Origin of the sequence: Modestobacter sp. SSW1-42 (assembly GCF_046635825.1) — a bacterium.
Taxonomy (GTDB): Bacteria; Actinomycetota; Actinomycetes; order Mycobacteriales; family Geodermatophilaceae; genus Modestobacter.
This window is the reverse complement of record NZ_JBISCA010000001.1, coordinates 935,122-961,541: the sequence shown is the minus strand read 5'-3', so window position 1 is coordinate 961,541 and position 26,420 is coordinate 935,122. Positions and strand designations below refer to the sequence as shown.

Here is a 26,420-nt window from a genome sequence, read left to right as displayed (position 1 = left end):
ATCCTGCGCCAGACACGACGAAGTCCCCGGCACCAGGTGCCGGGGACTTCATCCGTCCGGGTGGGGTCGGCCCCCTCGCAGGGGCCCGCCGCGAGCGTGCGAGCGGTGGGGGGCGAGGGGGTCCTTCCTCAGTTCTCGCCGGCGGTGTGGGTGAGCAGGCCCTCGTTGATCTCGCGCAGCGCGATCGACAGCGGCTTCTCCTGGGGAGCGGTGTCGACCAGCGGGCCGACGTACTCCAGCAGGCCCTCGGAGAGCTGGCTGTAGTAGGCGTTGATCTGGCGCGCGCGCTTGGCGGCGTAGATGACCAGGCCGTACTTGCTGCTGGTGCGCTCGAGCAGCTCGTCGATCGGCGGGTTGGTGATGCCCTCAGGGGCGGGTGCGACTCCGGACACGGGCGGGCGTGCTCCTCAACTCGGTGTGCGGGCGGGCGGCGGATGTGCTCCGCACGGTCGCCTCGGGCGCGTCTCCGCTGCGGTCAGGGACCAGCGGGCGGAGGCGCAGTCAGCAAGCCTACCAACTCGTCCGCCGCCCTGGCCACGTCGTCGTTGACGACCACCACGTCGAACTCACCCGAGGCGTCCAGCTCGGCCTGCGCGAGGGCCAGCCGGCGCTCCTGGACCTCGGGGTGCTCGGTGCCGCGGCCGGCCAGCCGGCTGACCAGCTCCGCCCACGACGGCGGGGCCAGGAACACCAGCTGGGCCTCCGGCGCGCGCTCGCGCACCTGCCGGGCGCCCTGCAGCTCGATCTCCAGCAGCGCCGGTGACCCGGCCCGCAGCTGCTCCTCGACCGGTGCGCGGGGCGTGCCGTAGCGGTTGCCGGCGTACTCCGCCCACTCCAGCAGCCCGTCCTGGGCGATCAGGTCGTCGAAGAACTCGGCGTCGACGAACCAGTAGTGCTCGCCGTCGACCTCACCCGGACGCGGGGCGCGCGTGGTGACCGACACCGACACCCAGACCTCGGGGTGCCGGCGCCGGACCTCCGCGACGACCGTGCCCTTGCCGACCCCGGAGGGGCCGGAGAGCACGGTCAGCCGCGCGCGGTTCAGGTCGGCCACTCGTCGTCCCTCGGTCCGGGGCGGCCGGAGGCCACCGCGGGGTCCGCTCAGAGGACGCCCTCGGCCGGGATCTGCTCGGGCTGGACCTGTTCGCCGGCGAACTCGGCCTCCAGCGCCTTGCGCTGGTTGGCGCCCAGGCCGCGGACGCGGCGGGTCGGGGAGATCTCCAGCCGCTCCATGATCTTGGCCGCGCGGGCCTTGCCGACGCCCGGGAGGGACTCCAGGACGGCGGAGACGCGCATCTTGCCGATGACCTCGTCGGTCTCGCCCTGCTTGAGGACGTCACCGACCGTGGTGCCCTTGGCCTTGAGCTTCTCGCGGAGCTCGGCGCGGGCCTTGCGGGCCGCGGCGGCCTTCTCCAGGGCAGCGGCGCGCTGTTCGGGGGACAACTCGGGAAGGGGCACGGAGCAACCCAATCGTGTTCGTGCCGGCCCTGCGACCGGCGGGGTGTTCGAGGTCTGGGTCAGCCTGCAGGCGGCCCTGCTGTTGAGCCTGGCCGCCAACCTAGTCACCCTGAACCGGCTGGTCACGCTGGACCCCGTGCGCAAACCGGTCGACCGGTGTGCTTCACCGGACGCGCGGCGGACCGATCGGTCCGGTGACCGTCCCGTCACTGCTGGTCAGCGCGGTGGTCGCTCCCCCGTCACCTGCCGGACACCAGCACCGAGCAGCGCGCCGCCGACCAGGACGACGACGAGCCCGGCCCACAGCCCCGGCCCGGCCAGCCGGCTGTGCGCCGCGACCTCGACGGCCTGCTGGGACGTGTGCGCCGACCACAGCAGGGCGCCACCGAGGACGGTCAGGCCGACGGCCGCCCCGAGAGCCGCCCCGGCCACCCGCGAGGCCCGCCCCGACCGGTCGGCGCGCAGCAGCTGCGGGACGGCCGCAGCGGCGAGCAGGGCGCCCACCGCGAGCAGGACCCGGCCCACGCCGGCCAGCCAGGCTGCGTCCACCAGCTGGTCGTACTGCTCCGGCGACAGGAACACCAGCTCCGGGACGGCGGCCGTCGCGCTCCAGGCCAGGGCGACGCCCCCCACCGCCAGCAGCGCCCCGGCCACGACGGCTCCCCGGGCCGCCGCACGCCGCGGTCCGGGCACGTCCGGTCCGGCACCGGTCACCGCCGCCGCCCCCGCCGCAGCCGCCAGCACCGCCCCGAGCACGGCGGTGCCGAGCCCGGCCAGCTGCGCGGCCCCCAGCTGGACCGGCCGCAGCCCGGTGCCGCAGCCCAGCAGGTCGGCGCACGCCAGCGGTTCGTAGCTCCCGCCGTAGGTGACCACCGGCACCGGGGCCCGGGTGACCACCAGGACGGTGCCGGCCACCACGAGCAGCCCCGCGAGGACGCCCAGGGCCGGGAGGACGCGACGGGCACCGGGGCGGCGGCCCAGCGACCGGCCGGCCCAGCCGCCGAGGACCAGCGACCCGAGGACGGCCAGCGCGACGCCCACGAGGTGCCCGGGGGTCCACAGCAGCGACCAGGGGGCGTCGTCGAAGGCGAGCGCGAGCTCGCTCTCGTACGCCGGGTCGAGCGGCGGCAGCTCCTGCCCCAGCGGGGCGTAGGCGAACCAGCCGGCGTCCGCCGCGGCGGACGAGACGTTCGTCCGCCAGAACACCGCGACGCCGGCGGCACACAGCCCGGCGCCCAGCGCCGGTACCAGCCAGGGCGCCGCGCGGCTCATGCGCCCAGCTCGGCCGTCCACCGGTCGGCGGCGGCACGCAGGGCCGCGGCGTCCGCCCCGGCCCGCAGCACGTCGCGCGACACCGACGGGACCACCGCCCGGTCGCCGAACAGCCGGCGCAGGTCGGCCACCGACCCGCCCTGGGCACCGAGCCCCGGGGCGAGCACCGGCCCGCCGAGGGCGGACAGGTCGACGTCCAGCGCGGCCAGCGTGGCGCCGACGACGACGCCGTGCGAGCCGGTGCCCGGACCCCAGCCGCCCTCCCCCGAGCCGTTCCAGCCCCCGACGGTGTCGACGACGGTCTGGGCCACCGTGCGGCCACCGGCGACGGCGGACTGGAAGGTGGCGGCGTCCGGGTTGGAGGTGCGGGCCAGCACGAACAGCCCGCCTCCGGACTCGTCGGCGGTCCGGCGTGCGGGCTCCAGGGAGTCCGGCCCCAGGTAGGGGCTGACGGTCAGCGCGTCGACCGCGAGCGGGTGGTCCGGGCGCAGGTAGTCGGCGTAGCCGGCCATGGTCGAGCCGATGTCGCCGCGCTTGGCGTCCAGCAGCACGAGCGCACCGGCCGCCCGCGCGCGGACGACGGCGTCCTCGAGCACGGCCAGCCCGGCCGAGCCGTGCCGCTCGTAGAAGGCCAGCTGGGGCTTGAGGACGGCGACATGCCCGGCCAGCGCGTCGACGACGGCGTCGGTGAACCGGCGCAGGCCCGCGACGTCGTCGGTCAGCCCCCACGCCAGCAGCAGCTCCCGGTGCGGGTCGATGCCGACGCACAGCGGCCCGCGGGCGGCGACGGCCGCGGCGAGCCGGGCACCGAAGGTCATGCCAGGTCCTCGACGCACGCCCGGGCGAGGAACGGGTCGGCGAAGGCGCCGGTGGCGGTCTGCACCCCGGCCGCGCCCAGCTCCAGCAGCGCCGCGGCGCTGGCCGGGTCGGTCACCCCGCCCATGGCCAGGACGTCGAAGCGGTGGCCGCCGGCCCGGCGCAGCTCGACCAGTCGCGCGGTGAGGTCCAGCGCCAGGTCGCGCACCGCCCGGCCCGACACCCCGGCCAGCGGCCGGCCGGGGAAGGTGGGCGTCCCGTCGGTGCGCTGCACCGCGCACTGCACGGTGTTGATCGCCGCGATGCCGTCCAGGTGCGGGGCGATCCGCGGCAGCAGGCCGGCCAGGGCCGGCCCGTCGAGCCAGGACAGCTTGGCGACCAGGCCGGTGCTCGACGACAGCGCGCGCCGGGTGGTCTCGACGATCGCGGTGGTCAGCTCGACGTCCAGGCAGATGGGCGGCCGCACACCGCCGCCGGAGCCCAGGGTGTTCGGGCAGGAGAGGTTGAGCTCCACGACCGGGGCGCCGGCGGCCTCGGCCAGCCGCGCGGTGCGGGCGAAGTCGTCGGCGATGGCCTGCAGCTGCGCGGGCCCCTCGCCGTCGTCCTCGCCCAGGACGCTGACCAGCAGCAGCTGGTCGTCGGCCAAGCAGCGGACGGCGGCGGCGACGTCCTCGGTCCAGACCGCGGGGTCGGGCGAGGGCACGCCGAAGGAGTTGGTGCTGGTGACCGCCGGGTCGCCGGGGGTCACCCAGTCCGAGGGCTCGGCGACGACCACCGGCGGCGCACCGGGCCCGAACGGCTCCCGCACTCCGGGCACGAACGCCCAGTTGGGGAACGGGTTCGCGGCGTGCTCGCGGCTGCGCACGGTCTTGTAGGTGAGCAGGTTGAAGCCGTTGCCGGCCAGGTACTGCACCCAGGCCGCGGTGCCGGTCATCGGGCAGGCCGGCACCCCGATCGGGAAGCCGGTGCGCCGGCCCAGCACCTCCCAGCTGCCCGCCGCGCGCGGCCGCACCGGCAGCCGCGGACCGGGCGGGCCGACCCGCGCGCCGGCCACGTCGTCGGTCAGCGCGTAGGCCGGGTAGCGCACCCCGGAGCGGGCCAGCAGCCGGTGCTGCCCCGTGGTGGCCAGCAGCCGCACCAGCGCCGGCAGGTCACCGTCGTCCAGCCCGCCGGTGTCCAGCCGGGCGGTCACCTCGGTCGCCCAGGTCGGCACGGCGGGGGCAGTGCCGTCCAGCCGGCTGACGGCGGCGGCGGCCAGGCCGCGGAGGACGCTGCCGGTCAGCCCGGCGGCCCGCAGCTCGCGCTCCAGCTCCCCTGCGACGTCCCCCGCCGTCCGCTCGGGGGCGGAAGTGGCCACTTCCGCCCCCGAGGTGGAGGGGTCGGTCACGGGGTCGCCTTGGCGGCCTGGGCGTCGGCGAGCACCTGGTGCAGCTCCTGCAGGCTCCGGACGCCGAGGTCGCCGCGGCGCAGCGCCTCGACGCCCTGCACGGTGGCCGCCATGCCCTGCACCGTGGTGATGCACGGGATGCCCATGCCCACGGCGGCCGCGCGGATCTCGTAGCCGTCCAGCCGCGGCCCGCCGTTGCCCGGGGTGCCGAACGGGGTGTTGACCACGAGGTCGACGTCCCCGGCCTGGATCCGCTCCACGCAGTTGCCCGGGCCGTCGGAGAACTTGCCGACGACCTCGCAGGCCACGCCGTTGCGGCGCAGCACCTGGGCGGTGCCCTCGGTGGCCAGCACGCGGAAACCGAGGTCGGCCAGCCGCTTGACCGGGAAGACCGCCGAGCGCTTGTCGCGGTTGGCCAGCGACACGAAGACCGTGCCGGAGGTGGGCAGGTCGCCGTAGGCGGCGGCCTGCGACTTGGCGAACGCGGTGCCGAACTCCGCGTCGATGCCCATCACCTCACCGGTGGACTTCATCTCCGGGCCGAGGATCGTGTCGACGCCCTGGCCCTCGACGGTGCGGAACCGGTGGAAGGGCAGCACGGCCTCCTTCACCGAGATCGGCCCGTCGACCGGCAGGTCGGTGCCGTCACCGGTCGCGGGCAGCACGCCGGCGGTGCGCAGCGAGGCGATCGTCTCCCCCACCGCGATCCGGGCCGCGGCCTTGGCCAGCTGCACCGCGGTCGCCTTGGACACGAACGGCACCGTGCGGCTGGCCCGCGGGTTGGCCTCCAGCACGTAGAGGACGTCGTCCTTGAGGGCGTACTGCACGTTCATCAGCCCGCGGACGCCGATCCGGGCGGCGAGCGCCTCGGTGGCGGCCCGGATGCCGCGCAGGTCGGCGCCGCCCAGGGTGATCGGGGGCAGCGCGCACGCCGAGTCGCCGGAGTGGATGCCGGCCTCCTCGATGTGCTCCATGACCCCGCCCAGGTACAGGTCGGTGCCGTCGTAGAGCGCGTCGACGTCGATCTCGATGGCGTCCTCGAGGAACCGGTCGACCAGCACCGGGTGGTCGGTGCTGACGTCGGTGGCCTTGCGGATGTAGGACTCGAGCGTGGCGTCGTCGTAGACGATCTCCATGCCGCGCCCACCGAGGACGTAGGAGGGACGCACCAGCACCGGGTAGCCGATGGTGGCCGCGATGTCCTGCGCCTGCGCGAAGGTGGTGGCCATGCCGTGCTTGGGCGCGAGCAGCCCGGTGTCGGCGAGCACCCGGGAGAACTCCCCGCGGTCCTCGGCGGCGTCGATGGCCTCGGGCGAGGTGCCCAGCACCGGGACGCCGGCGTCCTTGAGGCGCTGCGCCAGGGCGAGCGGGGTCTGCCCGCCCAGGGTGCAGATGACCCCGGCCACCGGGCCGGCGGCGCGCTCGGCCTCGACGACCTCCAGCACGTCCTCGAACGTCAGCGGCTCGAAGTACAGCCGGTCGGCGGTGTCGTAGTCGGTGGAGACGGTCTCGGGGTTGCAGTTGACCATCACCGCCTCGTAGCCGGCGTCCTGCAGGGCCATCACCGCGTGCACGCAGGAGTAGTCGAACTCCACGCCCTGCCCGATCCGGTTGGGCCCCGAGCCCAGGATCAGCACCGCGGGCTTGGTGCGCGGCTCGACCTCGGTCTCCTCGTCGTAGGAGGAGTAGTGGTACGGCGTGCGGGCCGCGAACTCGGCGGCGCAGGTGTCGACGGTCTTGTAGACCGGCCGGATGCCCAGCCGCCAGCGCAGCAGCCGGACGCCGTCCTCACCGGCGAGCTCCGGCCGCAGCGCGGCCACCTGCCGGTCGGACAGGCCGTGCCGCTTGGCCCGGCGCAGCAGCTCCGCGGTGAGGGCGGGCGCGGCGCGCAGCTCCTCGCCGACCTCGTTGACCAGCGCGATCTGGTCGACGAACCACTCGTCGTACCCGCTGGCGGCCGCCACCTCGGCCACCGTCGCGCCGGCGGCCAGGGCCCGCTGGGCGGTGTAGAGCCGGCCGTCGACCGGGGTGCGCAGCTTGTCGACCAGCCTGGCTGCGTCGGCGGGCTCGGCGGCGTCGGTCCAGAACCCGGCGGCCTTCGTCTCCGTGGAGCGCATGGCCTTGCCCAGGGCCTCGGTGAAGTTGCGGCCCATGGCCATGACCTCGCCGACGCTCTTCATGGTGGTGGTCAGCCGCGGGTCCGCGCCGGGGAACTTCTCGAACGCGAAGCGCGGGATCTTCACGACCACGTAGTCCAGCGACGGCTCGAACGAGGCGGGGGTGACCCCGGTGATGTCGTTGGTGATCTCGTCGAGGGTGTAGCCGATGGCCAGCTTCGCGGCGATCTTGGCGATCGGGAAGCCGGTGGCCTTCGACGCCAGCGCACTGGAGCGGGAGACGCGCGGGTTCATCTCGATGACGACCAGCCGGCCGGTCTCGGGGTGCACGGCGAACTGGATGTTGCAGCCGCCGGTCTCGACGCCGACCTCGCGCAGCACGGCGATGCCGACGTCGCGCATCTGCTGGTACTCGCGGTCGGTGAGGGTCATCGCCGGGGCGACGGTCACCGAGTCACCGGTGTGCACGCCCATCGCGTCGATGTTCTCGATCGAGCAGATGACCACCACGTTGTCGCTGCGGTCGCGCATCAGCTCGAGCTCGTACTCCTTCCAGCCCAGCACCGACTCCTCGATGAGGACGGTGTGCACCGGGGAGTCGGCCAAACCGTGGCCCGCCATCCGGCGCAGCATCGGCTCGTCGGTGGCGATGCCCGAGCCGAGCCCGCCCATGGTGAAGCTGGGCCGGATGACGACCGGGTAGCCGACCTCCTCCGCGGTGGCCAGCGCCTCCTCGACGGAGGCGCAGACGGTCGACCGCGGGGCGTCGGCGCCGATCGAGCGGACGATGTCCTTGAACTTCTGCCGGTCCTCGCCGCGGTTGATCGCGTCGACGTCGGCGCCGATCAGCTGGACGCCGTACTTCTCCAGCACGCCGTTCTGGAACAGGCCGATGGCGATGTTGAGCGCCGTCTGCCCGCCGAGGGTGGCCAGGACCGCGTCCGGGCGCTCCTTGGCGATGACCCGCTCGACGAACTCCGGGGTCAGCGGCTCGACGTAGGTGGCGTCGGCGACCTCGGGGTCGGTCATGATCGTGGCCGGGTTGCTGTTGACCAGGCTGACCCGCAGCCCCTCGCTCTTGAGCACCCGGCAGGCCTGGGTGCCGGAGTAGTCGAACTCGCTGGCCTGGCCGATGACGATCGGGCCGGAGCCGATGACCAGGACGTGCTGCAGGTCGGTGCGCTTGGGCATCAGACGTTCTCCCCGGTGCTCGAGTCGACGACGGGTGCAGGCGTCACCGCGCTGCCCTCCTTGTTGGCTGCCATCAGGTCGACGAAGCGACCGAACAGCGGGTTGGCGTCGTGCGGGCCGGCCGCCGCCTCGGGGTGGAACTGCACGCTGAACGCCGGGGTCTCCAGCAGCCGCAGCCCCTCGACCACCTGGTCGTTGAGGCCCACGTGGCTGACCTCGACCGGGCCGAACGGGGTGTCGGTGGGCCGGTCGAGCGGGGCGTCGACGGCGAAGCCGTGGTTGTGGCTGGTGACCCGCACCGTGCCGCTGACCCGGTCGAGCACCGGCTGGTTGAGCCCGCGGTGGCCGAAGCGCAGCTTGTAGGTGCCCAGGCCCAGCGCGCGGCCGAGGATCTGGTTGCCGAAGCAGATGCCGAACAGCGGACGCCGGGCCTCCAGCACCCCGCGCACCGCCTCGACCGCGTAGTCGGCGGCCGCCGGGTCGCCGGGGCCGTTGGAGACGAAGACGCCGTCGACGCCGGCCTCGAGCAGCTGCTCGGCGGTCGCGGTCGCCGGGAAGACGTGCGTCTCCACGCCCAGCTCGGCCAGGTAGCGCGGGGTGGCGGTCTTGATGCCCAGGTCCAGCGCGGCGATGGTGAACCGCTTCTCCCCCACCGCCGGGACGACGTAGGCCTCGCGGGCGCTGACGCCCGGCGCCAGGTCCGCGCCGGTCATCGACGGGCTGCCGGTCACCTGGGCCAGCAGCTCCTCGGCGCCCAGCTCGGTGCTGATGCCCGCGCGCATGGCGCCGCGGTCGCGCAGGTGCCGGGTCAGCGCGCGGGTGTCGATGCCGCTGATGCCGACCACGCCCTGCGCGACGAGCTCGTCGTCCAGGCTGCCGGTGGCGCGCCAGTTCGCCGGGCGGCGCGCGGGGTCGCGGACCACGAATCCGGCCACCCACATGCGGCGGCTCTCGTCGTCCTCGCCGTTGACGCCGGTGTTGCCGATGTGCGGCGCGGTCATCGCCACGATCTGGCCGGCGTAGCTGGGGTCGGTGAGCGTCTCCTGGTAACCGGTCATCCCGGTGGAGAACACCGCCTCGCCGACCGTGGTGCCGGTCGCGCCGTAGGACTCACCGCGGAACGTGCGCCCGTCCTCGAGGACGAGCAGTGCCTCACTCACTGCTGTGCTCCTGTTCCCGGCCACGCTCGCTCCGCTCCTCGCTCGTTCCTCGCTGCGATGCTCACTCGCTGCCGGTTCACTTCGTCGCCTTTCCGTCGAGCACGGTCGGCACGCCCCGCAGGAACGTGGCGACCACCCGGCCGGGGAGCTCCCGGCCGGCATAGGGGCTGTTGCGGCTGCGGCTGGCCAGCGCGGCCGGGTCGACGACCGAGGAGTGCGCGGGGTCCAGCAGCAGCAGGTTGGCCGGCTCGCCGACGGCGAGCGGGCGGCCGTGGGTCTCCAGGCGACCGATGACCGCCGGGCGGACCGACATGCGGTCGGCGACGCCGCGCCAGTCGAGCAGGCCGGGTTCGACCATGGTCTGGACCACGATCGCGAGCGCCTGCTCCAGCCCGAGCATCCCCGGGCGGGCGGCGGCCCACTCGCTCTCCTTGTCCTCCACCGCGTGCGGGGCGTGGTCGGTGGCGACGGCGTCGATCGTGCCGTCGGCCAGCCCGGCCCGCAGCGCCTGGACGTCGGCGTCGGTGCGCAGCGGCGGGTTCACCTTGTAGACCGGGTCGTAGGTCTCGGCGAGGGCGTCGGTGAGCAGCAGGTGGTGCGGGGTGACCTCGGCGGTCACCTGCACGCCGCGGGCCTTGGCCCAGCGCAGGATGTCGACCGAGCCGGCGGTGGAGACGTGGCAGACGTGCAGCCGGGCGCCCACGTGCTGGGCCAGCAGGACGTCGCGGGCGATGACCGCCTCCTCGGCGGCGGCCGGCCAGCCGGCCAGCCCGAGCCGGGCGGAGCGCTCGCCCTCGTTCATCTGCGCCCCGACGGTCAGCCGCGGCTCCTCGGCGTGCTGGGCGACGACGCCGTCCAGGGCCTTGACGTACTCCAGCGCCCGGCGCATCAGCGCGGGGTCGGCGACGCAGTGCCCGTCGTCGGAGAACACCCGCACCCGGGCCGCGGAGTCGGCCATCGCGCCCAGCTCGGCCAGCTGCTCCCCGCCCAGGCCCACGGTCACCGCGCCCACCGGGACGACGTCGACCAGCCCGGCCTCCTGGCCCAGGCGCCACACCTGCTCGACCACGCCGGCGGTGTCGGCGACCGGGTCGGTGTTGGCCATGGCGTGCACCGCGGTGTACCCGCCGAGCGCGGCGGCGCGGGAGCCGGTCTCGACGGTCTCGGCGTCCTCGCGGCCGGGCTCGCGCAGGTGGGTGTGCAGGTCGACCAGGCCGGGCAGCGCGATGAGGCCGCCGCCGTCGAGGACGTCGTCGTCCCCGTCGAGACCGGGACCGATCTCGGTGATCCGGCCGTCGGCGATGCGGACGTCGACGGCGTCCTCGCCGTACGGGCGGACGTTCCTGAGGATCATTCGGGTGCGCCTCCCAGCAGCAGGTACAGGACGGCCATGCGCACGCTGACGCCGTTGCCGACCTGCGCGACGATCGTGGAGCGGGGCGAGTCGGCCACCTCGGCGGCGATCTCCATCCCGCGGTTCATCGGGCCCGGGTGCATGACGATCGCGTCGTCGGCCAGTGCGGCCATCCGCCGTCCGTCCAGGCCGTAGCGGCGGCTGTACTCGCGGGCGCTGGGGAAGAACGAGGCGTTCATCCGCTCGGCCTGCACGCGCAGCATCATCACCACGTCGGCCTTGGGCAGGACGGCGTCCAGGTCGTAGCTGACCGTCACCGGCCAGGTCTCCACGCCCACCGGCAGCAGCGTCGGCGGGGCGACCAGGGTGACCTCGGCGCCCAGGGTGGTGAGCAGGCCGACGTTGGAGCGGGCGACCCGGGAGTGCAGCACGTCGCCGACGACCGCCACCCGCACGCCGTCGAGCCGGCCCAGCCGCTGGCGGATCGTGTAGGCGTCCAGCAGCGCCTGGGTGGGGTGCTCGTGGGTGCCGTCGCCGGCGTTGACCACGCTGCCCTGCACCCACTGCGCCAGCCGGTGCGGGGCACCCGAGGCGTGGTGCCGGACGACGATGCCGTCGGCGCCCATCGCCTCGAGGGTGAGCGCGGTGTCCTTGAGGCTCTCGCCCTTGGAGACGCTGCTGCCCTTGGCCGAGAAGTTGATGACGTCGGCGCTCAACCGCTTGGCCGCCAGCTCGAAGCTGATCCGGGTGCGGGTGGAGTCCTCGAAGAAGAGGTTGACCACCGTGCGGCCGCGCAGCGTCGGGAGCTTCTTGACCTCGCGGCCGGCCAGCGCCTGCTCGATCTGCGCGGTGGTGTCGAGCACCAGGGTGGCGTCGGTGCGGTCGAGGTCGGCGACCTCCAGCAGGTGCTTCCTCACGCCTCGCCCCCGGTGAGCAGGACCTCGTCCAAACCGTCGATCTCGGCCAGGTGGACCTCGACCTTCTGCGTGCGCGAGGTGGGCACGTTCTTGCCCACGTAGTCGGCGCGGATCGGCAGCTCGCGGTGCCCGCGGTCGACCAGGACGGCGAGCTGCACCGCGCGCGGCCGGCCCAGGTCGCGCAGCGCGTCCAGCGCGGCGCGGACCGAGCGGCCGGAGAACAGGACGTCGTCGACGAGGACGACGAGGCGGCCGTCGATGCCGGACTCCGGGAGCCGGGTGTCCTCCAGCGCGCGCACGCCGCGCAGCCGCAGGTCGTCGCGGTAGAGGGTGATGTCGACGGTGCCGACGTCGATGCGGGTGCCGCTGAAGGCCTCGATGCGGGCGGCGAGCCGGCGGGCCAGCGGGGCGCCGCGGGTCGGGATGCCGACCAGGACCAGGTCGCCGAGGTGCGCGCCGGCCTTCTCGATGAGCTGGTGGGCCACGCGGTCGACGACGCGGGCGACGTCCTCGGCGGTCAGCAGCGGAGGAACGGGTGGAGCGGGCAGCTCTGATGACATGGTCATCAAGCCTCCTTCCCCGCCTCACGGGACGGGTCGTTAAAGGAGATCCCGCCGGCGACCTGGGCCGACGGCGGGCGGGACCGGCAACGACGGTACTGCACCCCCGGCGACGGCTCCCCACCCGCCGGATGCGGGGACCCTGCGGACCGGGATCCCCCGTTCGGGTCTCCTGACTGTCGCCGCTTCCAGAAGACAAGTACTCTCCGTCACCAGAACACTTCCGAACCGACGACAGTCAGTGAGCAGAGGGTCATGAGCACCGACTACTCCAGGGCGCTGGGCGCCCGCCTGCGGGCCATCCGCAACCAGCAAGGGCTGTCGTTGCAGGGCGTGGAGGACAAGTCCCACGGCCGCTGGAAGGCCGTGGTGGTGGGCTCCTACGAGCGCGGCGACCGTGCGGTCACCGTGCAGCGGCTGTCCGAGCTCGCCGTGTTCTACGGCGTCCCGGTGTCCGAGCTGCTGCCCGACCCGCGCCCGAGCTCGGCGGTGACCAAGAGCATCAAGATCGTGCTCAACCTCGAGTCGCTGGGTTCGCTCCCCGCCGACGAGGCCGGCCCGCTGGCCCGCTACGCCTCCACCATCCAGGCGCAGCGCCACGACTACAACGGCAAGGTCCTGTCGATCCGCGCCGAGGACCTCAAGTCGCTGGCGATCATCTACGACATGAGCCCCGACGAGCTGACCACCCGGCTCATCGAGTGGGGCGTACTCTCCCCCGGTGCCGACGGCAGCATCTACGCCGACGCCGACGAGGACGAGGCGGCCAGCTACGGCGACCGCCGGCGCACCCCGCGCTGACCCCAGCGACACCGGGAAGCCCCATCCGCTGCGCGGGTGGGGCCTCTCTGCGCGTCAGGGTGGTGCCTGAGCTGCGTTCCCGTGGCCAACGGGCCCGGTGTGCGGTCACCCGGCCGTCGTCGTCGCCCCGGCCGCGCCGGCGGGCGATGTGCGTCCAGGGCGCACCCTGGGGCCGGATGCGCCGTGTGCGCACACTGCCGACCCGGCGGGTGGACGCGGACGGCCCACTCCGGGAGCCGGAGTGGGCCGTGGGCGTTCAGCGGTGGGTCAGGTGGGGATCTCGGCGCGGACGATGCCGCCGAGGACGCCGTTCACGTAGGACGGGCTGTCGTCGGTGGACAGCGTCTTGGCCAGCTCCACCGCCTCGTCGATGACCACCGCGTCGGGGACGTCGTCGACCCAGAGCAGCTCGTAGACCGCCATCCGCAGGATCGCGCGGTCGACGTCGGGCAGCCGGTCCAGCGACCAGCCGGAGGCGTGCGCCTCGATCAGCTCGTCGATCCTCGCCTGCTGCTCCACGACGCCCTCGACGAGCCGGACCGCGTGGTCGGGCACGGGCGGATTGCCGTCGGCGACCCGGTCACGGAGGACGGCGAGCGGGTCGCCGCTGCGGAGGTCGGCCTCGTAGAGGACGTCGACCGCGCGCTTACGTGCCTTGGTACGGGCTGCCACGAGGTCAGCTGACCCGGCCGAGGTAGCGGCCGTCGCGGGTGTCGATCTTCAGCTTCTCGCCGGTGGTGATGAACAGCGGGACCTGGACCTCCGCACCGGTCTCCAGGGTCGCGGGCTTGGTGCCACCGGTGGAGCGGTCGCCCTGCAGGCCCGGGTCGGTGTGGGAGACCACGAGCTCCATGGTCACGGGCAGCTCGACGTAGAGCGGGGTGTCGTTGTGCACCGCCACGGTGACCTCGGTGTTGTCCAGCAGGTACTTCGACCCGTCGCCGACGGTCACCTCGGGGACGTACACCTGCTCGAAGGTGTCGCCGTCCATGAAGACGAAGTCGGTGCCCTCCTTGTAGAGGAAGGTCATGTTCCGCTTGTCGACGTTCGCCGTCTCGACCTTGGTGCCGGCGTTGAACGTCCGGTCGACGACCTTGCCCGACAGCACGTTCTTGAGCGTCGTGCGCACGAAGGCGCCGCCCTTGCCCGGCTTGACGTGCTGGAAGTCGGTGACGGTCCAGAGCTGGCCGTCCAGGTTGAGGACGATGCCGTTCTTGAGGTCGTTGGTGGTAGCCATCTAGAGGACCAGGAGTTCCTTGCTCGTGAGGGTCAACAACTCGGGCTCGTCGTCCGTGACGATCAAGGTGTCCTCGATCCGGACACCGCCGTGGCCGGGCAGGTACACCCCGGGCTCCACGGTGACGGCCATGCCGGCAGCCAGACTACCTGCGCCGAGGGCCGAGATGCCCGGTGCCTCGTGGATCTCCAGCCCCACCCCGTGCCCGAGGCCGTGCGTGAAGTGCTCGCCGTGCCCCGCGGCGACGATGACGTCGCGGGACGCGGCGTCGACGGCGGTGACGTCGGCGCCCACGGCCAGCGCCGCCCGCCCGGCCGCCTGGGAGGTCGCGACGAGCTCGTAGACCTCGCGCTGCCAGTCGGCGGCATGGCCCAGCACCAGGGTGCGGGTCATGTCGGAGTGGTAGCCGTCGACGGTGGCGCCGAAGTCGAGCTTCAGGAAGTCGCCGTCCCGCAGCTCGGTGGCGTCGGGGCGGTGGTGCGGGATGGCGGAGTTGGCGCCGGCGGCGACGATCGTCTCGAAGCTGGGTGACTCGGCGCCGAGCGCCAGCATCCGGGCGTCGAGCTCGCGGCCGACCTGCAGCTCGGTGCGGCCCGGGCGCAGCGCCCCCTCGGCCGCCAGCTCGGCCAGCGCCTGGTCGGCGACCGCGCAGGCGCGGCGCAGCGCCTCGATCTCACCGGCGTCCTTGATCGCGCGCAGCGTCTCGACCGTGCGCCGGACGCTGACCAGCTCGACGGCGCGGCCGGCCTCACCGACCAGTGCCTCGAGGCCGCGCAGCTCGTCGACGGTGACCACGTGCGACTCGTAGCCCAGCCGGGTCGCGCCGCCGCCGAGCGCCGCGCGGGCCAGCGCCGGCATCGTGCTGCGGTCGACGAGCAGCTCGACGTCGGGCACCTGGGTGCCGGCCTGGGTGGTGTAGCGGCCGTCGGTGCCGAGGAGGTCGCGGCCGTCGGTGCGCACCAGCAGCGCGCCGTTGGAGCCGGTGAACCCGGTCAGGTACCGGACGTTGAGCAGGTCGGTGACCAGGACGGCGTCCAGCCCGTTCGCCGCCGCGGTCTGCCGCAGCCGGTCGCGGCGCCCCGCCTCGCGCCCGCTCACCGCAGGCCCTTGAGCACGAGCCACTGCAGCGCCAGGACGTACCCGTGCACGCCCAGCCCGGTGATCACACCGGTGGCCGCCGGGGAGACGTAGGAGTGGTGCCGGAACGGCTCGCGGGCGGCGATGTTGCTGATGTGCACCTCGACCACCGGCGCGGACACCGCGGCCAGGGCGTCGTGCAGCACCACCGAGGTGTGCGACCAGCCACCGGGGTTGACCACGATCGGGTCGCCGGCGTCGGTGGCCTCGTGCACCCAGCGCAGCAGCTGGCCCTCGTCGTCGGTCTGGCGGACCACCACCTCCACGCCGAGCTCGGTGGCCGCGGCCTGCAGCAGCGCCTCCAGCTCGGCGTAGGTGGTGGTGCCGTAGACCTCGGGCTCGCGGGTGCCGAGCCGTCCGAGGTTGGCGCCGTTGAGCACCTGGATGGTCATGCGTCCTCCACAGCGGACCAGGCGGCGTCGAGCCAGGCCTGGTCGGGGTCGGTCAGGATCGAGGGGGCGCCGAGTCCGTCGAGGACGACGAAGCGCAGCGAGGCACCCCGGGCCTTCTTGTCCAGCCGCATGACCGACTGCAGCTGCGCCCAGTCGCCGGCGTAGCGGGTGGGCAGGCCCAGGGCGTCGACCAGCCGGCGGTGCCGGTCGGCGTCGGCACGGGAGAGCCGGCCGGCCTGCACCGCCAGCTCGGCGGCGAACACCAGGCCCACGGCCACCGCTTCGCCGTGCCGCCAGCGGAAGTCCTCGACCCGCTCGATGGCGTGGGCGAGGGTGTGGCCGTAGTTGAGGAACTCGCGGCGGCCGGTGTCGAAGAGGTCCTCGCCGACCGCGTCGGCCTTGACCTGGACGGCGCGGGCGATGAGCTCGGCGGTGTCGGCGCGGCCGGTCGGGTCGGCCTCCAGCAGCTCCAGCACCCGGCCGTCGGCGATGAACCCGCACTTCACGACCTCGGCCAGCCCGGAGCGGAACTCGGCCTCGGGCAGCCCGGCGAGCGCGTCGGTGTCGGCCAGGACGGCGGCCGGCGGGTGGAAGGCGCCGACGAGGTTCTTGCCGGCCGCGGTGTTGATGCCGGTCTTGCCACCGACGGCGGCGTCGACCATGCCCAGCAGGCTGGTGGGGACCTGCACCACGGGCACGCCGCGCACCCAGGTGGCGGCGAGGAACCCGGCGAGGTCGGTGACCGCTCCCCCGCCGACGCCCACGACCGCGTCGGAGCGGGTGAGCCCGAGGCGGCCGAACTCCTCCCAGGTCGCGGCTGCGACCTCGGCGGTCTTGGCCGCCTCGCCGTCGGGGACGACGACCGCCTCGGCGGCGATGCCCGACTGCTGCAGCGTCTCGACCGCCGCGCCGGCGGCCGCGGCCAGCGCCGGGCTGTGCACGACCGCGGCGCGGGCGGTGCCGTCGAGCACCAGGCCCAGCTGGGCCTGCACGCCGGGGCCGATGAGGACGTCGTAGGGCCGTTCGCCGGCCACGGTGATCCGCCGGGCGGTCACGGGGTCACCTGCCCGGTGGCGGCGAGCACGTCGGCGACGACGTCCTCGATCGGGCGGCCGGCGGTGGGGACGGTCACGGTGGACACCTCGGCGTAGAGCGGGGCGCGGGCCTCGAGCATGGTGCGCAGCATGGCGCGGGGGTTGACCGCCAGCAGCGGCCGGTCGCGGGACAGGCCCACCCGGTGCGCTGCCGACGCGACGTCGACGTCGAGCCAGACGACGGTGCACCCCGATGCGACGAGCCGCTCCCGGGTCGCCGGGCTGAGCACCGCTCCCCCGCCCAGGGCCAGGACGCCGTCGTGCTCGGCCAGCGCCCGGGCCACGGCGGCCTCCTCCAGCGCGCGGAAGTGCGGCTCGCCGGAGGCGACGAACAGGTCGGCGACCGTCGTCCCGGTGGTGGCCTCGACGTCGGCGTCGGTGTCCCGGAAGCCGACGCCCAGCGCCGCGGCGACTGCCGTGCCCACCGTCGTCTTGCCCGCCGCCGGCGGGCCGACGACGACCAGCACCGGCCCGCTCACCGGTAGGTGAGCGCGTCGAGGTAGCCCTGCACGTTGCGCCGGGTCTCGGGCACCGAGTCGCCGCCGAACTTCTCCAGCACCGCGTCGGCCAGCACCAGGGCGACCATCGCCTCCATCACCACGCTGCCGCGCGGGACGGCGCAGGCGTCGCTGCGCTGGTTGATCGCGACCGCGGCCTCACCGGTGGCGGTGTCGACGGTGGCCAGCGCGCGGGGCACCGTGCTGATCGGCTTCATCGCGGCGCGCACCCGCAGCACCTCGCCGTTGGTCATGCCGCCCTCGATGCCGCCGGCGCGGTCGGTGCGCCGGGACAGCTGCCCGTCGGCGACGTCGATCTCGTCGTGGGCCACCGAGCCGCGGCGGCGGGCGGTGCCCAGGCCGTCACCGATCTCGACGGCCTTCACCGACTGCACGCCCATGAGGGCACCGGCCAGCCGGGAGTCCAGCCGCCGGTCCCAGTGCACGTGGCTGCCCAGGCCCGGCGGCAGCCCGTGGACCACGACCTCGACCACGCCGCCCAGGGTGTCGCCGGACCTGCGGGCGTCGTCGATCTCGGCGGTCATGCGCGCGCTGGTCTCGGGGTCGGCGCAGCGCACCGGGTCCTCGTCGAGCCGCGGGTTGTCCTCGGGGCCGGGCAGCACGCCGTCGGGGACCGTGACCGGGCCGATGCCCACGACGTGGCTGACCACCCGGACGCCGAGCACCTGGTGCAGGAACGCCTGCGCGACCGTGCCCAGCGCGACCCGGGCCGCGGTCTCGCGCGCGCTGGCGCGCTCGAGCACCGGCCGGGCGTCGTCGAAGCCGTACTTCTGCATGCCGGGCAGGTCGGCGTGGCCCGGGCGCGGGCGGGTGAGCGGCGCGTTGCGGGCCTGGCCGGCCAGCACCTCGGGGTCGACCGGGTCGGCCGACATCACGCTGGCCCACTTGGGCCACTCGGTGTTGCCGACCTGGACGGCGATCGGCCCGCCCTGGGTGACCCCGTGCCGGACGCCGCCGGTGAGGGTGACCACGTCCTCCTCGAAGCTCATCCGCGCGCTGCGGCCGTGGCCGAGGCGGCGGCGGGCGAGCTGGGCGTCGACGTCGGTGGTCTGCACCCGCACCCCGGCCGGCAGGCCCTCGAGGATCGCGGTGAGCTGCTGCCCGTGGGACTCGCCTGCGGTCAGCCAACGCAACATGCCCGCGATTCTGCCCTAGGCCGCCGACAGGACCAGCGCGACGGTGGCGCCGGCCAGCAGCGGCGGGCCGAGGGCGACCGCGGTGCGCCACCCGGCCCGGCCGAGGAGGACCAGCAGCAGCGACCCGAGCGCGCCGATCAGCAGCCCGGCGGACACCCCGGCGACCAGCACCTCCCAGCCCACCCAGCCGAGCACCAGGCCGAGCAGCCCGAGCAGCTTCACGTCCCCGCCGCCGAGGCCGCGGGGCTGCACCAGCCGCGCCGCCGTCCCGAGCAGGTACGCGACTCCCCCGGCGGCGACCGCCCGCAGCAGCGCACCCCACGCGCCGGTGACGGCGGCGTCGGCGGCCAGCGCGGCGGTGACCACCCCGACGGCGGGGAAGGTGACCCGGTCGGGCAGCCGGTGGCTGGCCAGGTCGACCCCGGCCAGGACGACGGCCGCGCCGCCGGACCACGCGAAGGCCAGCACCGCGGGCCGGTCCCCGGTGAGGAGCGGCGCGGCGCCGACCGCGGCCGCGGCGACCAGGGACGTGACGGCCACCCGCAGCGGACCCGGTCGCGCCGCGGGGTCCCGGGTGGCCAGCCGGACGGTGACGGCGGCCAGCCACGGGCCCAGCGCCAGCCCGGCGGCCGCGAACAGCCAGCTCACGGTGCGGCGGTCAGGCGTCCAGCGCGGCGCGCATGGCCTCGATCGGGGCGGGGTGCCCGGTCATCAGCTCGACCTGGGCGGTGGCCTGCCAGAACAGCACCTCCAGCCCGCTGATGGTGCGGCCCCCGGCCTCGGTCACCCGCTGGGCCAGCGGCGTGGGCCAGCCGGCGTAGAGGACGTCGAGCACGGTCTGCCCGCGCCACCAGGCGAGCTCGGCGACCGCGGGCTGCCCGGACACCGGCACGGTGCTCACCACGACCGGGGCGGTGAGCGTGCCGGTGCGGTCCAGCCGCTGCACGTCGGCGGTGACCCCCAGGGTGTCGAGCACCCGCAGCAGGTCACCGGCGCGGGCCGGCTCCCGGACGACGACGTCGACGTGGCGGGCACCCAGCGAGGCCAGCGCGGTGACCGCGGCCGACGCCGTCCCGCCGGCGCCGAGGACGGCGGCGTGCTCGACCTGCGTCACGCCCCCGAGCTGCAGCGCCATGCCGACCCCGGTGACGTCGGTGTTCTCCGCGCGCCACCCGGTGTCGGTGCGCACGAGGGTGTTGGCCGCGCCCAGCAGCCGGGGCAGCAGCTCGACCTCGTCGGCGACCGCCACGGCGGCCTGCTTGCAGGGCATGGTGACCGAGAAGCCGCGCCATTCCGGGCCCAGCCCGGCCAGCAGGACGGGGAGGTCCTCGGCGCCCACGTCGAGGGCGTCGTAGGTCCAGTCGTCGAGCCCGAGTGCCGCGTAGGCCGCCCGGTGCAGCAGCGGGGACAGGGAGTGGCCGACGGGCCGGCCGAGGACAGCTGCCCTCATGCCGGCCCGCCGAGGGAGCCTGGTGTCACCTGGTGGGTCCTCAGTTGCCCGGGTTGTCCCGCAGCCACTGCTGGAACAGCAGCACGTTGGCCTGGTGCTCCTCGCCGGTGTTCGCGAAGCGGGTCTCCCCGGTGTCGGGGTTGGTCACCACGAAGAACAGCCAGTCGCCCGGGGTCGGGTCCAGCGTCGCCTGGATGGCCTCCTCACCGGGGTTGCTGATCGCACCCGGCGGCAGCCCGTCGTTGGCGTAGGTGTTGTAGGGCGAGGGGTTGGCCCGGTCCTCCGGGGTCGTGGTCACGCCGCTCTTGCCGTTGGCGTAGTTGACCGTGGTGTCCAGCTGCAGCCGCATGCCCTGGGCGATCCGGTTGTCCAGGACCCGGGCGACCTTGCCCATGTCCTCCACCGACCCGGCCTCGGCCTGGACGATGCTGGCCTCGGTGAGCACCCGGAGGCGCTGGTCGACCGGGATCTGCAGCCCGGTGAGCACCTGGTCGGTGCGGGCCACCATCTGGCTGAGCACCTGCGCGGCGGTCTGGCCGGGCTCGATGTCGTAGGTGGCCGGGAAGAGGAAGCCCTCGAGCAGCCCGTTGGCGTAGGCCGGCAGGCCCAGCTGCGCCGGGTCGGCGGCGGCGGCCTGGAAGTCGGCCAGCGGGATCTTGCTGCCGTCGGCCAGCCGCTGCAGGACGGCGGTGACGGTCATCCCCTCGGGGATGGTCACCCGGCTCACCATGCGGGAGGTGGGGTCCAGCAGCAGGTCGAGCGCGGCCTGGCCGGACATCTGCGCCCGCAGGCTGTAGACGCCGGGCTGGATGCCGGCGGCGGCCGGGTTGGCCGCCGCGGCGTCCTCGAACGGTCCGGGCGAGGCGATGACGTCGGCGGCGACCAGCGTCGCGCCGATGGTCCGCAGCGAGTCGCCGTCGTTGACCCGGACCTCGACCGCGCCGGTGCCCGCACCGGTGTAGTCCTCGGCCATCGGGTTGAGGGTGTTCCACAGCGTCCGGCCGCCGACGACGGCGCCGGCGACGATGCCGACGAGCACGAGGAGCGACAGCACCACGATCACCGGGCCGCGACGACGGCGCCGGGGCCGGCCCGAGCCGCTCCCGCCGCGCCCGCCCCGGCCGCCACCGCGACCGCGACCGCCGGAGTGGCCCCCGTGGTCGTCGTGGTGGTCGTCGTGGTGGTCGCCGGCGATGACCTCGAGGCCGCCGGTCTCGTCGAACACCGTCGCCGGTCCGGCGTGCTCGTGGTCGTCGTGGTCGTCGTCGTGCGCGTCCGGGTGACCGCCGGGCTCGTGGTGCCGCTGCTCCGCGGGCGACCAGTCGTCGTGCGGGTCGTGCTCGTCGGGCTGGTCGGCGTAGGGGTCGTGGCCCCACAGGTCACCGGCCGGCACCGGGTGCGCCTGGGTGGCCAGGTCGTCGAAGCGCTGCCGGGGGTGGGCACCGGTCGGGTGGGTCTCGGCGAAGAGGGCGGCCAGCGAGGCCGCACCGGCCACGGTGTGCTGCGGTGCGGGCGCGCCGTCCCGGGCGGGGGTCCGGCCGGCGCGGTCGGCGTCGTCGCGCTCGGTCGCCGGGCGCGGGGCCGGGACGACGCGGCGCCCACCGACCGGCACGGCGCCGGTGGGGTCGCCGGGGGCGAGGGAGGGCACGGCCGGAGCGGCGGACATCTCGGTGGTGCGCGGGGCGGCGGCGCGGGCGAAGCCGACGGCGCTGCGGGCGGGGGCCGGCGCCGGCGGCAGCGGGCGCCGCTCGGCGACGGAACGGCCGATGCCCAGTGAGCTTACGTCCAGCCCGGCGGCGGCCAGGCCGACGTCGGCCATGCCGGTGGCGTCCAGGCCGCCGGCGGTGTCGCCGTCCGAGCGCGCGGGCAGCACCTGGACGCCGGTGCCCGCGGTCTCCGGGGCGCGGCGCCGGCGGGGACGCCGGGAGGCGTCGTCGGTGAGCTGGGTCGTCGAGGCGCCGTTCCAGGCTGCCAGCAGGTCGGCTGCGGAACGGCCCGCGTCGCTGTCGGCGGAGGAGTGGCGGCCGCGACTGCGCGGCTGGGTCGGGTCCGTCACGAGTGGCGCCCCCAAGCGTCGGGGCCAGTACGAGGTCGCCCGTCGAGGTGGCTCTGCAGGATGACCACCGCGGCTGCCTGGTCGATCACCGAGCGCTGGTTGCGGGCGGTGATGCCCCCGGCGCGCAGATGACTCGCAGCGGTCACGGTGGAGAGCCTCTCGTCGACGAGGTGCACCGGGACGTTCCCGATGCGACTGGCCAGGGCTTCAGCGTAGGCACTGGCATCTCTTGCCGAGGCGCCCGACGCACCGGACAGGTGCTTCGGCAGTCCCACCACCACCTCGACCACCTCTTCTGTCACAACCAGCTCAGCGAGGCGGTCCAGGTCGCTCTGGTCCTTGGCACGGCGGAGGGTGACCAGCGGGCTGGCGAGCATCCCGGTGGCGTCGGAGACGGCCACCCCGACGCGCACGGTGCCGACGTCGACACCCAGCCGGCGGCCGGGCACCCAGGCCGGGGCGGCGTTCCCGGCGTCCTCAGCGGGCATCGTCGTCGTCCGCGGCCGGGGGCGGGTCGGCCGGGCGCTGCCGGGCCGGGCCGGGCACGCGCGGCGGGTAGCCACCGAGCTGGAGCTGGCCGGTCTCGGGGGCGGCGGCCGGCTGGCGGGCGGGGGCGCCCGGGGCGGGCTGGGCCGGCAGCTGCTCGGTGGGCGGCGCCGTCGGGCGGTCGCCCTGCAGCGGCGGCAGCGGGAAGGGCACCCGCTCGGTGCGGTGCCGGCCGTCGCCGGCGTCGGGCTCCGACGGCACGGGCGCGGGCACCGGGGGCCGCCCGGACCGCCGGGTCCGCTCGTCCGCCGGTCCGGTCCCCGTGCCGTCGGTACCGCTCACGCCGAGGTCGCTCCGATCGTCTGCTCGACCGCCGCCAGCGCGGCCGGGATGCCGTCGGGCTCGGTGCCGCCGCCCTGGGCGACGTCCGCCTTGCCCCCGCCACGACCGCCGACGGCGGGCGACGCCGCCTTCAGCAGGTCGTTGGCCGACAGGCCGCGCTGCTGCGCCGCGGGGTTCACCGTGGCGATGAGGGACACCTTGCCATCGGAGGCCGAGGCCAGCACGACGACGGCGGGCTGCTCACCGAGCCGGCCGCGGACGTCGAGGGCCAGACCCCGCAGGTCCCCGCCGGACAGGCCCGCCGGGGAGGCGGTCACGACCGCGACCCCGCCGACGTCCTTCGCCGAGGCGGCCAGGTCGCCGGCGGCGGCCAGGGTCTGCTTGCCACGCAGGTCGGCGAGCTCGCGGTCGGCGTCGCGCAGCCGGCCGAGCATGCCGCTGACCCGGTCGACGATCCCGTCCTGCGGGGTCTTGAGCAGATCGGCGAGCTGGCGGACCAGGTCGCGCTCGCGGGCCAGGTAGCGGAAGCCCTCCAGCCCGACGGCGGCCTCGACGCGGCGGGCGCCGGAGCCCACCGAGCTCTCCGCGGTCAGCGCGAGCGTGCCGATCTGGGCGCTGCCGCGCACGTGCGTGCCACCGCACAGCTCCCGGGACCACTCGCCGCCGATCTCCACGACGCGCACCTGCTCGCCGTAGGTCTCGCCGAACAGCGCGATCGCGCCGAACTCGCGGGCCTCGGGCAGCGTCATGTACAGCGCGCGGACGCCGTGGTCGGCGCGGACGGCGGCGTTGGCGACGTCCTCGATGTCCAGCCGCTGCTGCGGGGTGAGCGCGCCCTGCCAGGCGAAGTCCAGCCGCAGGTAGCCGGGGCGGTTGTAGGACCCGGACTGCAGGGCCTGCGGGCCGAGCACCTGGCGCAGCGCGGCGTGCACGACGTGGGTGCCCGAGTGCGCCTGGCAGGCAGACAGCCGCCACTCGCGGTCGACCTGGGCGTGCAGCTCGGTGCCGGCGCGCAGCTCGCCCTCGAGCACCCGCACCTGGTGGGCGACCAGGCCCTTGACCGGGCGCTGGACGTCGATGACCTCGGCGCGGCCGCCGTCCCAGGTCAGCTCGCCGGCGTCGGCGACCTGACCACCGGACTCGGCGTAGAACGGCGTGCGATCGAGCACGACGCGGGTGATGCCGCCGGGGCCCACCACCGGCTCGCCCTCGCTGGTCGTCGCGTCGTCGGACTCCTCGACCACGCCGAGGACCCGCGACTGCGTGTGCAGGGTGTCATAGGCCCGCCAGTCGGTGGGGCCGAACTCGGCCAGCAGCCGGCGGTAGGCCAGCACGTCGACCGAGCCGGTGCGCTTGGCCCGGGCGTCGGCGCGGGCGCGGTCGCGCTGCTCCTTCATCAGGGCGCGGAAGCCGGCCTCGTCGACGGTGACGCCCTGCTCGGCGGCCATCTCCAGGGTGACGTCGATCGGGAAGCCGTAGGTGTCGTGCAGCGAGAACGCCTGCTCACCCGACAGCGCCGGGGTGCCCGCCTTCTTGGCCGTGCTCACCGCGGTGTCGAACAGGGTGGTCCCGGCGACGAGGGTGCGCCGGAACGCCTCCTCCTCGGCGTACGCGGTGCCGGAGATGCGCGCGAAGTCGGTGGCGAGCTCGGGGTAGCTCGGGCTCATCGCGTCCCGGGACACCGGCAGCAGCTCGGGCAGCGTGGGCTCGTCGACGCCGAGCAGCTTCATCGACCGCACGGCGCGGCGCAGCAGCCGGCGCAGGATGTAGCCGCGGCCCTCGTTGCCCGGGGTCACGCCGTCGCCGATGAGCATCAGCCCGCTGCGCACGTGGTCGGCGACCACCCGCAGCCGCACGTCGGTGTCTTGGTCGGCGCCGTAGCGGACGCCGGCGAGGTCGGCGGCCCGGTGCAGCACCGGGGCGACCTGGTCGATCTCGTACATGTTGTCGACGCCCTGCAGCAGGAAGGCCACCCGCTCCAGGCCCATGCCGGTGTCGATGTTCTTCTTCGGCAGCTCGCCGAGGATCGGGTACTCCTTGCCCTCCCCCGGGCCCCGCTCGTACTGCATGAAGACGAGGTTCCAGATCTCCAGGAACCGGTCGCCGGTGGGGTCGACCGCCGGACCGCCGTCCGGGCCGTAGGCCGGGCCGCGGTCGTAGTGGATCTCCGAGCAGGGGCCGGCCGGGCCCGCGGCACCGGTGTCCCAGTAGTTGTCGTCCTTGCCGCGGCGCTGGATCCGCTCGGCCGGGACGTAGGCCTGCCACGCCTCGAAGGCCTCGTCGTCGTCGAGGTAGACCGTCGGCCAGATCCGGTCGGCCTCCAGGCCCAGGCCGCCGTCGGCGACGGAGCCGGTGACCAGGTCCCAGGCGAAGGCGATCGCCTCGGCCTTGAAGTAGTCGCCGAAGGAGAAGTTGCCGTTCATCTGGAAGAACGTGCCGTGCCGGGTGGTCTTGCCCACCTCCTCGATGTCGAGGGTGCGCACGCACTTCTGCACGCTGGTGGCCCGCGGGTAGGGGGCGGGCTCGCGGCCGGTCAGGTACGGGATGAAGGGCACCATCCCGGCGACGGTGAACAGCAGCGAGGGGTCCGGCGACACCAGCGAGGCGCTGGGGACGACGGTGTGCCCGCGCTGCTCGAAGTGCGCCAGGAAGCGACGGCGGATCTCAGCGGTCTGCATGGGGGTGGTCTCCTGCGGGCGCGGCCCGGCCCGGGGAGGGCCGGACCGCGGATGGGGGATGAGGCTCAGTTGTCCGCGGCGTGCGCGCCGCGGCGGGGCAGCGCGTCGGGCAGGGCGCCACGGTCGGGCAGCGGGGCGTCGAGCCCGGTGCCCGAGCGCAGCTCGTCCTCCCGGGCGGCGGCGGCGGCGCGCACGTCGGCGCCGAAGTCGCCGATCGCGTCGGCCAGGTCGCGCAGCCCCTCGGCCAGCTGGCCGGCGATGCCCTGCGGCGTGAGCTTCTCCGCCGTGCGGGACAGCTTGCGGACGACGAGGGCACCGATGGTGATGCCCATGGCGAGCCAGAACAGCCGGCGCATCAGGCGGCCCGCCGGGACTCACGACGAGCGCGGCGCTCGTCCTTGGCCGAGCGCTGGGCGGTGGCCAGGGCCGCACCCTCGCGCTTCTTCTTGGCGGCGGTGCGCACGCCGTAGCTGAACGCGGCGACCTTGATCAGCGGGCTGCCCAGCGTGGCGGCGAAGACGCTGGTCAGCGCGGCCACGTTGGAGGAGACGTTGGCGGCGTTGCCGGTGATGTCGTCGACCCGCTCGAGGTTGGCGTTGACGTGGGTGACCGTCGTCGACGCCTGGCTGAGGATGGGCTGGCTCTGCTCCCGGACCTGCCGGATGGTCAGCGTCGTCTCGTCCAGCGTGCGCCCGAGCTTGAGCAGCGGCACCGCCAACAGGACGACCAGCAGCACCACGGCGATGGCTGCGATCAGCCCAGCGATCTCTCCTGCGGACACTCGAGGGTCCCCTTCGTCGTCTCGTGCACGGCCCCGGCGGGTGTTCCGCCGGTCGGGCAACACTAGCCGTCGGCGTCCCG

At 74.8% G+C, this 26,420-nt stretch carries 27 protein-coding genes; 1 reads left to right on the top strand and 26 read right to left on the bottom strand.

Annotation, left to right across the window (positions count from 1 at the left end):
* Window positions 1–128: 128 nt before the first annotated feature.
* From rpoZ to pyrR, 11 genes are all read right to left on the bottom strand, one after another.
* Entirely contained in the window at window positions 129–392 is a 264-nt protein-coding gene (rpoZ, locus tag ACGBYP_RS04735; RefSeq protein ID WP_014741310.1) for a DNA-directed RNA polymerase subunit omega, read from the bottom strand.
* Window positions 393–475: 83 nt separating this feature from the next.
* Window positions 476–1,054, bottom strand: coding sequence for a guanylate kinase (gmk, locus tag ACGBYP_RS04730; RefSeq protein ID WP_411582104.1), 579 nt, complete (start codon window positions 1,052–1,054; stop codon window positions 476–478).
* 47 nt (window positions 1,055–1,101) lie between these two features.
* Complete coding sequence (gene mihF, locus ACGBYP_RS04725) at window positions 1,102–1,458, bottom strand: integration host factor, actinobacterial type (protein WP_411582103.1); 357 nt, start codon at window positions 1,456–1,458, stop codon at window positions 1,102–1,104.
* A 216-nt stretch (window positions 1,459–1,674) separates the two neighbouring features.
* The gene (locus ACGBYP_RS04720; RefSeq protein ID WP_411582102.1) at window positions 1,675–2,730 is read right to left on the bottom strand and encodes a hypothetical protein; all 1,056 of its coding nucleotides are present in this window, start codon (window positions 2,728–2,730) and stop codon (window positions 1,675–1,677) included.
* Complete coding sequence (pyrF, locus tag ACGBYP_RS04715) at window positions 2,727–3,548, bottom strand: orotidine-5'-phosphate decarboxylase (protein WP_411582101.1); 822 nt, start codon at window positions 3,546–3,548, stop codon at window positions 2,727–2,729. The genes ACGBYP_RS04720 and pyrF overlap by 4 nt, the downstream gene beginning before the upstream one ends.
* Window positions 3,545–4,903, bottom strand: coding sequence for a dihydroorotate oxidase (locus ACGBYP_RS04710; RefSeq protein ID WP_411582100.1), 1,359 nt, complete (start codon window positions 4,901–4,903; stop codon window positions 3,545–3,547). The genes pyrF and ACGBYP_RS04710 overlap by 4 nt, the downstream gene beginning before the upstream one ends.
* 26 nt (window positions 4,904–4,929) lie before the next feature.
* On the bottom strand, window positions 4,930–8,241 hold the full coding sequence (carB, locus tag ACGBYP_RS04705) for a carbamoyl-phosphate synthase large subunit (RefSeq protein ID WP_411582099.1): 3,312 nt from the start codon (window positions 8,239–8,241) through the stop codon (window positions 4,930–4,932).
* Complete coding sequence (carA, locus tag ACGBYP_RS04700; RefSeq protein ID WP_411582098.1) at window positions 8,241–9,401, bottom strand: glutamine-hydrolyzing carbamoyl-phosphate synthase small subunit; 1,161 nt, start codon at window positions 9,399–9,401, stop codon at window positions 8,241–8,243. Before carA ends, carB begins: the two co-directional genes overlap by 1 nt.
* A 76-nt stretch (window positions 9,402–9,477) precedes the next feature.
* On the bottom strand, window positions 9,478–10,755 hold the full coding sequence (locus ACGBYP_RS04695) for a dihydroorotase (RefSeq protein ID WP_411582097.1): 1,278 nt from the start codon (window positions 10,753–10,755) through the stop codon (window positions 9,478–9,480).
* Entirely contained in the window at window positions 10,752–11,672 is a 921-nt protein-coding gene (locus tag ACGBYP_RS04690) for an aspartate carbamoyltransferase catalytic subunit (RefSeq protein ID WP_411582096.1), read from the bottom strand. The genes ACGBYP_RS04695 and ACGBYP_RS04690 overlap by 4 nt, the downstream gene beginning before the upstream one ends.
* Window positions 11,669–12,238, bottom strand: coding sequence for a bifunctional pyr operon transcriptional regulator/uracil phosphoribosyltransferase PyrR (gene pyrR, locus ACGBYP_RS04685; RefSeq protein WP_411582095.1), 570 nt, complete (start codon window positions 12,236–12,238; stop codon window positions 11,669–11,671). Before pyrR ends, ACGBYP_RS04690 begins: the two co-directional genes overlap by 4 nt.
* A gap of 249 nt (window positions 12,239–12,487) precedes the next feature.
* Between pyrR and ACGBYP_RS04680 the strand changes: the two genes are divergently transcribed.
* On the top strand, window positions 12,488–13,033 hold the full coding sequence (locus tag ACGBYP_RS04680; RefSeq protein WP_411582094.1) for a transcriptional regulator: 546 nt from the start codon (window positions 12,488–12,490) through the stop codon (window positions 13,031–13,033).
* A 267-nt stretch (window positions 13,034–13,300) separates the two neighbouring features.
* Here the strand turns inward: ACGBYP_RS04680 and nusB are convergent, their stop codons facing one another.
* From nusB to ACGBYP_RS04605, 15 genes are all read right to left on the bottom strand, one after another.
* Entirely contained in the window at window positions 13,301–13,705 is a 405-nt protein-coding gene (gene nusB, locus ACGBYP_RS04675; protein WP_411582093.1) for a transcription antitermination factor NusB, read from the bottom strand.
* A gap of 4 nt (window positions 13,706–13,709) precedes the next feature.
* Entirely contained in the window at window positions 13,710–14,270 is a 561-nt protein-coding gene (gene efp, locus ACGBYP_RS04670) for an elongation factor P (protein ID WP_411582092.1), read from the bottom strand.
* Window positions 14,271–15,368, bottom strand: coding sequence for a M24 family metallopeptidase (locus ACGBYP_RS04665; protein WP_411582091.1), 1,098 nt, complete (start codon window positions 15,366–15,368; stop codon window positions 14,271–14,273). It lies immediately after the preceding gene.
* A complete protein-coding gene (gene aroQ, locus ACGBYP_RS04660) occupies window positions 15,365–15,799 on the bottom strand; it encodes a type II 3-dehydroquinate dehydratase (RefSeq protein WP_411582090.1) in 435 nt (144 codons plus the stop codon). Before aroQ ends, ACGBYP_RS04665 begins: the two co-directional genes overlap by 4 nt.
* On the bottom strand, window positions 15,796–16,854 hold the full coding sequence (gene aroB, locus ACGBYP_RS04655; protein ID WP_411582089.1) for a 3-dehydroquinate synthase: 1,059 nt from the start codon (window positions 16,852–16,854) through the stop codon (window positions 15,796–15,798). Before aroB ends, aroQ begins: the two co-directional genes overlap by 4 nt.
* Complete coding sequence (locus tag ACGBYP_RS04650; protein WP_411582088.1) at window positions 16,851–17,372, bottom strand: shikimate kinase; 522 nt, start codon at window positions 17,370–17,372, stop codon at window positions 16,851–16,853. The genes aroB and ACGBYP_RS04650 overlap by 4 nt, the downstream gene beginning before the upstream one ends.
* Window positions 17,369–18,547 carry a chorismate synthase gene (aroC, locus tag ACGBYP_RS04645; RefSeq protein ID WP_411582087.1) on the bottom strand — a complete coding sequence of 393 codons (1,179 nt, stop codon included), beginning with the start codon at window positions 18,545–18,547 and terminating at the stop codon, window positions 17,369–17,371. The genes ACGBYP_RS04650 and aroC overlap by 4 nt, the downstream gene beginning before the upstream one ends.
* Before the next feature lie 15 nt (window positions 18,548–18,562).
* The gene (locus tag ACGBYP_RS04640) at window positions 18,563–19,195 is read right to left on the bottom strand and encodes a prepilin peptidase (RefSeq protein WP_411582086.1); all 633 of its coding nucleotides are present in this window, start codon (window positions 19,193–19,195) and stop codon (window positions 18,563–18,565) included.
* Between the two features lie 10 nt (window positions 19,196–19,205).
* The gene (locus tag ACGBYP_RS04635; RefSeq protein ID WP_411582085.1) at window positions 19,206–19,997 is read right to left on the bottom strand and encodes a shikimate dehydrogenase; all 792 of its coding nucleotides are present in this window, start codon (window positions 19,995–19,997) and stop codon (window positions 19,206–19,208) included.
* Window positions 19,998–20,037: 40 nt separating this feature from the next.
* A complete protein-coding gene (gene mltG, locus ACGBYP_RS04630; protein ID WP_411582084.1) occupies window positions 20,038–22,053 on the bottom strand; it encodes an endolytic transglycosylase MltG in 2,016 nt (671 codons plus the stop codon).
* Window positions 22,050–22,541 carry a Holliday junction resolvase RuvX gene (gene ruvX / locus ACGBYP_RS04625; RefSeq protein WP_411582083.1) on the bottom strand — a complete coding sequence of 164 codons (492 nt, stop codon included), beginning with the start codon at window positions 22,539–22,541 and terminating at the stop codon, window positions 22,050–22,052. Before ruvX ends, mltG begins: the two co-directional genes overlap by 4 nt.
* Complete coding sequence (locus tag ACGBYP_RS04620) at window positions 22,531–22,800, bottom strand: hypothetical protein (RefSeq protein WP_411582082.1); 270 nt, start codon at window positions 22,798–22,800, stop codon at window positions 22,531–22,533. Before ACGBYP_RS04620 ends, ruvX begins: the two co-directional genes overlap by 11 nt.
* A gap of 77 nt (window positions 22,801–22,877) precedes the next feature.
* On the bottom strand, window positions 22,878–25,559 hold the full coding sequence (gene alaS, locus ACGBYP_RS04615) for an alanine--tRNA ligase (RefSeq protein WP_411582081.1): 2,682 nt from the start codon (window positions 25,557–25,559) through the stop codon (window positions 22,878–22,880).
* A 65-nt stretch (window positions 25,560–25,624) separates the two neighbouring features.
* Window positions 25,625–25,915, bottom strand: coding sequence for a hypothetical protein (locus ACGBYP_RS04610; RefSeq protein ID WP_411582080.1), 291 nt, complete (start codon window positions 25,913–25,915; stop codon window positions 25,625–25,627).
* Window positions 25,915–26,340 carry a DUF948 domain-containing protein gene (locus ACGBYP_RS04605; RefSeq protein WP_411582079.1) on the bottom strand — a complete coding sequence of 142 codons (426 nt, stop codon included), beginning with the start codon at window positions 26,338–26,340 and terminating at the stop codon, window positions 25,915–25,917. Before ACGBYP_RS04605 ends, ACGBYP_RS04610 begins: the two co-directional genes overlap by 1 nt.
* Window positions 26,341–26,420 lie beyond the last annotated feature (80 nt).

What these genes read in the sequence shown, in the direction of transcription:
- ACGBYP_RS04720 (WP_411582102.1), bottom strand. Translation starts at nt 2,730, where the DNA reads ATGAGCCGCGCGGCGCCCTGGCTGGTACCGGCGCTGGGCGCCGGGCTG.
- pyrF (WP_411582101.1), bottom strand. Translation starts at nt 3,548, where the DNA reads ATGACCTTCGGTGCCCGGCTCGCCGCGGCCGTCGCCGCCCGCGGGCCG.
- carB (WP_411582099.1), bottom strand. Translation starts at nt 8,241, where the DNA reads ATGCCCAAGCGCACCGACCTGCAGCACGTCCTGGTCATCGGCTCCGGC.
- ACGBYP_RS04695 (WP_411582097.1), bottom strand. Translation starts at nt 10,755, where the DNA reads ATGATCCTCAGGAACGTCCGCCCGTACGGCGAGGACGCCGTCGACGTC.
- pyrR (WP_411582095.1), bottom strand. Translation starts at nt 12,238, where the DNA reads ATGACCATGTCATCAGAGCTGCCCGCTCCACCCGTTCCTCCGCTGCTG.
- ACGBYP_RS04680 (WP_411582094.1), top strand. Translation starts at nt 12,488, where the DNA reads ATGAGCACCGACTACTCCAGGGCGCTGGGCGCCCGCCTGCGGGCCATC.
- efp (WP_411582092.1), bottom strand. Translation starts at nt 14,270, where the DNA reads ATGGCTACCACCAACGACCTCAAGAACGGCATCGTCCTCAACCTGGAC.
- aroQ (WP_411582090.1), bottom strand. Translation starts at nt 15,799, where the DNA reads ATGACCATCCAGGTGCTCAACGGCGCCAACCTCGGACGGCTCGGCACC.
- aroC (WP_411582087.1), bottom strand. Translation starts at nt 18,547, where the DNA reads ATGTTGCGTTGGCTGACCGCAGGCGAGTCCCACGGGCAGCAGCTCACC.
- ACGBYP_RS04635 (WP_411582085.1), bottom strand. Translation starts at nt 19,997, where the DNA reads ATGAGGGCAGCTGTCCTCGGCCGGCCCGTCGGCCACTCCCTGTCCCCG.
- ruvX (WP_411582083.1), bottom strand. Translation starts at nt 22,541, where the DNA reads ATGCCCGCTGAGGACGCCGGGAACGCCGCCCCGGCCTGGGTGCCCGGC.
- alaS (WP_411582081.1), bottom strand. Translation starts at nt 25,559, where the DNA reads ATGCAGACCGCTGAGATCCGCCGTCGCTTCCTGGCGCACTTCGAGCAG.
- ACGBYP_RS04610 (WP_411582080.1), bottom strand. Translation starts at nt 25,915, where the DNA reads ATGCGCCGGCTGTTCTGGCTCGCCATGGGCATCACCATCGGTGCCCTC.